The following is a 6,201-nucleotide window of genomic DNA, read 5'->3' on the forward strand; positions in this document are numbered from 1 at the left end:
TGAAAAAAGCCATGGCGTTTTTGCAACATCATGGAAGCGGTTTTTCGGGATTCTATGACTATACTCAACCTTGCCAGTAATAATCCGTTAATAGATGGGCGGCAGTCAGCCCGCGCCATGCTGGTCCGCAAGGGCGTCCAGATTCTGCTGCACGACATGCGGCACGCGATGTTGCCGGAACTCGTGCTGTCGAGCGGAAGGCGCGCCGACCTGGTGACCATTTCGGAAAAGGGCGAGATCTGGATCATCGAGATCAAGACGTCGATCGAGGATTTTCGCGTCGACCGCAAATGGCCGGAATACCGAGCCTTCTGCGACCGCCTGTTTTTCGCGACGCACAAGGACGTGCCGCTCGACATCTTCCCGGAGGATTGCGGCCTCTTCCTCTCGGACGGTTATGGCGGGCACCTGTTGCGCGACGCACCGGAACACAGGCTGCCGCCTGCGACCCGCAAGGCGATGACACTGAACTTTTCGCGTGCCGCCGCCCAGCGCCTGATGCTGGCTGAATGGGCGACCGGCAAGAGTTTCGACGAGATGTGACTTATTTCGGCGCGCGCTTGGCAAGGATGCGCTGCAGCGTGCGGCGATGCATGTTGAGCCGCCGCGCCGTCTCCGACACATTGCGCTCGCACATCTCATAGACCCGCTGGATATGTTCCCAGCGCACACGATCCGCCGACATCGGGTTTTCAGGCACATCAGCCCGCTCGCCCGGCCTCTGGGTCAGCGCGCTAAAAATGTCGTCGGCGTCGGCGGGCTTGGCGAGATAGTCGAGCGCCCCGAGTTTCACGGCCGTCACGGCGGTCGCGATATTGCCGTAGCCGGTCAGCACGATCACCTTGGTATCCTCGCGGCTCTGGCGGATCGCCTCGATCACGTCCAGCCCGTTGCCGTCGCCGAGGCGCAGGTCGACCACAGCATATTTCGGCGGCCGCGCCTTCGTTTTGGCGATACCTTCCGCGACGGACTCCGCCGTATCGACCAGGAAGCCGCGGGTCTCCATGGCTCGAGCGAGCCGGCGCAGGAACGGTCCATCGTCATCGACGATCAGCAGCGAAGGGTCGGGCCCGAGCTCGGGGTCGGCATGAACCTTGGTCGGTTCCGGGTGTGTTTCCATCTCTTTTGTCTCCGCGGGTTTCAAAGGCCCGCTTGCCTTTTCGTGATGATCGGCCAGCTGGCCGGCTTACTTTAAGTCCTGCGCGTCCATCACCGAACGCGGCCATTCGATATCAATGCGGGCGCCCGGTTCGCCGCTGTCGCGGTTGCCGAAGCGGATCGCGGCGCCGGACCGTTCGAGCAGCGTCTTGGCGATGAAAAGACCGAGGCCAAGTCCACCCGCCCGTTCGTCTTCCTTGGGTCTTTTCGTCATATAGGGTTCGCCGATCCGCGAAAGAATATCCGGCGCATAACCCTGGCCGTCATCCTCGATGGTGATCGCCACCCGCTCGACATTGTGCTCCACCGTGACGGTCACTTTGCTCTTGGCATAATCGACCGCGTTTTCGATCAGGTTGCCGAGTCCATATATAATGCCGGCATTGCGGTTGCCGACCGGCTCGTTGGTCCGGTCGTTTTTCTCGACGAGTTCGATCTCGATGCCGAATTGCCGATGCGGCGCCACGACCTCCTCGACCAGGGAGGAAAGCGGCAGCCGGCGCATATGTTCCTCGCTCTCGGCGGAAAGCGAGGTAAGCCGGCGAAGAATATCGCGACAGCGTTCGCTCTGGCTTCGCAGCAGCAGCACGTCCTCGCGGAACCGGTCGTCGGGACCAAGCTCGCGCTCCATCTCCTTGGCGACGACGCTGATGGTTGCGAGCGGCGTGCCGAGCTCATGGGCCGCCGCCGCCGCCAGCCCGTCGAGCTGCGAAAGGTGCTTTTCCCGCTCCAGGACCAGTTCGGTCGCCGCAAGCGCATCGGCGAGCAGCGTCGCTTCATGGCTGACGCGATAGGCATAGAAAGCCGCGAACATCATCATCGAGGCGATCGAACACCAGACGCCGAGCTGCATGACCGGCTGGATCCGAAGCGGCTCGCCCTCATACCAGGGCACCGCGTAGGGCGAGAAGGCGAGCACCGTGGTGCAGACCAGCGCAAAAACGATCAGGACAAGCGAATGGCGCAGCGGCTGAGACGCGAAGGCGATGATCACCGGAACGCAGATCAGCGGCGCAAAGGGGTTGGCAAGCCCGCCGGTGATGAACAGCAGCGCTGCCATCTGCAACAGGTCGAAACCGAGCAGCGCCAGCGCCGATTTCGGGCCAAGCCGATGGGTCGGCGGGAACCAGGCCGACAGGGTGAGGTTGGCGACCGCAAGCGCACCAACCAGAATGCCTGCCTCCTGCAGAGGCAGAGGAAACTGCAGCAGCAGCCCGACGATGACGACGGTAATCGTCTGACCGGCGACCGCCAGCCAGCGGAGCCGCACCAGTGTCTGAAGCCGAATTCGTCGGCTCGAGGGGCCGAATTGCGCAAAACGCACTGAAGGACTGTCTACGCTCACCGCCTGCTCTTTAATCTTGTCGAATACAAGTGACTTGAGGCCGCCTTCATAAACCGGCTCGACTTCAGGTCGCAGGCGGCATTCTGTCACGTCCCGCGCGGTTTGGCACGTGTCGTCGGCGCAGCCTCGGCCGGATCCTCCGGCCAGGGATGTTTGGGATAACGGCCGCGCATTTCGGCCCGCACATCCTTCCAGGAACCGGCCCAGAAACCGGGCAGGTCCCGTGTCGTCTGGATCGGCCGATGCGCCGGCGAGTTCAGTTCGAGCAGCAGCGGCAGTTTTCCGCCGGCAATCGCCGGATGTTTCTTCAGCCCGAACAGTTCCTGCACCCGGATCGCCAGGACCGGCTCCTCGCCATCATAGCGGATCGGATGCCGCTCGCCCGTAGGCGCCTCGAAATGCGTCGGCGCCAGCTTGGCGAGATTCTGGGAAACCTCGTGCGGAATGAGCGAACGCAGCCCTTCCGAAAGACTGCCGGGATTGATGGAATCGATGCCCGATGCACCGCCCTGGAAGGGAACGAACCAGTCGTCGAGCCGGGCAAGCAGCGCCTCGTCGCTCACATCAGGCCAAGGCTCGCCGATCGACCGGTTGAGGAAACCGATCCGGTCGCGCAATTGGGCACCTTCCTTGGAGAACGGCAGGACCTGAAACCCCAGTTCCCGCACGCCGTCCGCCAGCGCCTGTGCGGCCCGTTCGCCACTCGGCCGGGGCAGTGGCCTTTCCTCGAAGATGATGGCGCCGAGCCGGGTCACCTTGCGGGCGCGCACCTGCCGGCTGGGCCGGTCGAAGAAACATTCCTCGCTCTCGCGGATTGCGCCGGCAAGCTCCACTTCCACATCCGCCCGGCTGATCTCCGCGGCCGCGAGAATACGCGCCTGGGCGGCCCGGCCGGTTAGGTCGGCGATGACCAGCATCTGCGATGCCGCCAGCCGCTCGGTCTCCTGCAATTCCGCGCCGCGCCCGTTCGCCATCAAGAAACGCCCGCGCCCGCCGCGCTGCAGCGCGATCCGGTCCGGATAGGCATGCAGCAGAAGCCGGCCGGCGAGAACCGTTTCCGTCGACTGCGATCGCCTCGGCAGGTTCGAGAAGATCCGATCGGCAAGTTTACGGGCCGCATCGGCTCTGTCGCCGCGTTCGTTGCGGAACCGCCGCAACCGTTCGTCGAGATCGATATTGCTGCCGCCGAGCCCCTGTTCGGTCAGAAGCACGGCAAGCAGACAGGCCTGCCTGCCGAAACCCTCTTCCGCCGCCGAGATCGCCATGGCCGCAAGCCGCGGTGGAAGCGCCAGTTCCCGCATCAGCCGGCCATTTTCCGTCAGCCCGCCCTGGGGGTCGAGTGCGCCGAGCTGGGTCAGCAGCACCTTTGCCTCGTTGAAGGCCGGCCCGGGAGGCGGATCGAGAAAGGCAAGTCCCTTCGGATCCTGGACGCCCCAATGGGCTAGATCGAGAACCAGGCCGGAAAGGTCGCTTGCCAATATCTGCGGCGGCGTGAACGCCTGCAGCGCTGCCGTCTGTCCCGGATGCCAGAGGCGCATCGCGATGCCCGGTTCGGTACGGCCGGCACGACCCGCCCGTTGATCCGCCGAGGCGCGGGAAACACGCACCGTCTCCAGCCGAGTGATCCCGGTCGAGGGCTCGAACACCGGTAGGCGCTGCAGCCCGCTGTCGATGACGATCCGGACCCCGTCTATAGTAATGGAGGTTTCGGCGATCGATGTGGCCAGCACGATCTTGCGCTGTCCGGCGGGCGCCGGCCGGATCGCCATATCCTGCTCCCTCTGGGAAAGATTGCCGTAAAGCGGCACCACCACGGTCTCCGGCCCGAATCGGTTCGCGAGCCGCTCGGCAGTCCGCAGGATTTCCGCCTGGCCCGGCAGGAAGGCGAGGATGGAACCCGTGTCATTCGCGTGCGCCTCGACGATCGCCCGCGTCATCGCGTCTTCGATCCTTTCGTTCGGCGCGCGGTCGCGATGCTGGATGTCGATCGGAAACGTCCGGCCTTCGCTCTTGATGACTGGTGGCTCGCCAAGCAGTCCCGCCACCCGCTCCACATCCAGTGTCGCCGACATGACGAGGATCCTCAAGTCGTCGCGCAGCGCCGATTGCACGTCGAGCGCCAACGCCAGACCGAAATCCGCGTCGAGCGACCGCTCGTGGAATTCGTCGAAGATGACGGCGGAAACGCCGGTGAGCTCCGGATCGTCGAGGATCATCCGGGCGAATACGCCCTCGGTTACCACTTCGACACGGGTCTTCGCCGAGACCTTGTTGTCGAGCCGCATCCGGTACCCGACCTGTTCGCCGACCTGTTCGCCGAGCAGCGACGCCATGCGGGACGCAGCCGCGCGCGCCGCCAGCCGCCGCGGTTCGAGCAGGATGATCTTTCCGGTGCACCAGGCCTGGTCGAGCAGCGCCAGCGGCACCAGCGTCGTCTTGCCGGCGCCCGGTGGGGCGGAAAGCACGGCGCGCGTGCCATCGGCGAGCGCTTGCATGATATCGCCGAGAACCTCGGTGACGGGAAGCCTTGGCAGGTTCTTCGTGATTGGACCTGCCGCATGCGCTGAGGCCATCAGTGCGAAACCTGTCCGCTGACATGACGATAGGCAAGGATCGCTCCGGCAAGATCCTCGAGCGCCGCGCCCACCGACTTGAAGAGCGTGATCTCGTCCGCGCTTGTGCGGCCGGGATGTTTTCCATGCGCGAGTTCGGCCAGTTCCGCCTTGATCCCCTCCTTCGACAGCGCCCCGCTTGCGAGCGGCAGAACGATGTCGCCACCTTCCTTCATGGCGCCGGCGCGTGTATCGACGAAGACGGACGCGCGCCGCACCGCCTCGTCGTCGCTCTCGCGCATGTCCGGCTTGAAGGCGCCGACGAGATCCAGATGCGCGCCCGGCTTCAGCCATTCGCCGCGGATCAGTGGCTCGTTGGATAGTGTCGCGCAGGAAATGATGTCCGCCTGTCCGGCCGCGACGGCAAGATCCTCGACGGCCGCCGCGTCGAGCCCGAGCATCCGTGCCTCGTGCGCAGTCTCTTCGGCCTTCTCTATATGACGTCCCCAGATGCGGAAATGTTTGAGCGGCCGTGTGATCGCATGGGCCTGCATGAGGTTGAGCGAAAGCCGGCCGGTTCCAACCATCAGCATGACCTCTGCATCTTCCCGCGCGAGATATTGAGCGGCGAGCGCCGAGGTTGCGGCGGTGCGGCGCGCCGTCAGCTCGCCGCCCTCGACGATCGCCAGCATCTCCCCGGTCTTGCCCGACGAAAGAAGGTAGCTGCCGAAGATGGTCGACAGGGACCGGAGATGATTGTCCGGAAACAGATTGAGGATCTTGACGCCGATATGGTCGCCAGGCACCCAGGCGGGCATCAGCAGCATGACCGCATTTGCCTCACCCGGCACCTCCATCTCATGATGGTGGCGCACCGGCATGACGCAGTCGCTTTTGAACATCGTTTCGATTGCCGCGATGAGTTCCGCAAAGGGGAGTGCATCCCGGGTCTGCACTTCATTCAATACCAGCATGTCATACTCCAGCCGCCAGAAATCGGTTTTACCCTAACAACGCGAAATCGCCGCGTAAAATGGGTTTTTCGGCGCTCCGGAGCTGCCCTTTCGTTAAGCGCTGCTCATTTTATGGCCGGAAATCGCGTGTTTTGGGCAGGTCCCGAGAAAAATGACAGTTTTTTGAAAATCC

Annotated in this window: 5 protein-coding genes; 1 reads left to right on the plus strand and 4 read right to left on the minus strand. The window is 63.8% G+C overall.

Annotation, left to right across the window (positions count from 1 at the left end; genetic code table 11):
* The first annotated feature begins 54 nt into the window (after nucleotides 1-54).
* Nucleotides 55-543, plus strand: coding sequence for an MmcB family DNA repair protein (locus ACZ9IU_RS22715; RefSeq protein WP_038549872.1), 489 nt, complete (start codon nucleotides 55-57; stop codon nucleotides 541-543).
* A gap of 1 nt (nucleotide 544) precedes the next feature.
* Here ACZ9IU_RS22715 and ACZ9IU_RS22720 read toward each other — a convergent pair whose 3' ends face one another.
* The 4 genes from ACZ9IU_RS22720 to lhpI form a co-directional block, all read right to left on the minus strand.
* Nucleotides 545-1,120 carry an ActR/PrrA/RegA family redox response regulator transcription factor gene (locus ACZ9IU_RS22720; RefSeq protein WP_038547487.1) on the minus strand — a complete coding sequence of 192 codons (576 nt, stop codon included), beginning with the start codon at nucleotides 1,118-1,120 and terminating at the stop codon, nucleotides 545-547.
* A 66-nt stretch (nucleotides 1,121-1,186) separates the two neighbouring features.
* A complete protein-coding gene (locus tag ACZ9IU_RS22725) occupies nucleotides 1,187-2,503 on the minus strand; it encodes an ActS/PrrB/RegB family redox-sensitive histidine kinase (RefSeq protein ID WP_244447454.1) in 1,317 nt (438 codons plus the stop codon).
* An 86-nt stretch (nucleotides 2,504-2,589) separates the two neighbouring features.
* On the minus strand, nucleotides 2,590-5,076 hold the full coding sequence (hrpB, locus tag ACZ9IU_RS22730) for an ATP-dependent helicase HrpB (RefSeq protein ID WP_038547493.1): 2,487 nt from the start codon (nucleotides 5,074-5,076) through the stop codon (nucleotides 2,590-2,592).
* The gene (gene lhpI, locus ACZ9IU_RS22735) at nucleotides 5,076-6,029 is read right to left on the minus strand and encodes a bifunctional Delta(1)-pyrroline-2-carboxylate/Delta(1)-piperideine-2-carboxylate reductase (RefSeq protein WP_038547494.1); all 954 of its coding nucleotides are present in this window, start codon (nucleotides 6,027-6,029) and stop codon (nucleotides 5,076-5,078) included. The genes hrpB and lhpI overlap by 1 nt, the downstream gene beginning before the upstream one ends.
* Nucleotides 6,030-6,201 lie beyond the last annotated feature (172 nt).

The sequence above is a fragment of the Mesorhizobium sp. USDA 4132 genome, from assembly GCF_056279545.1.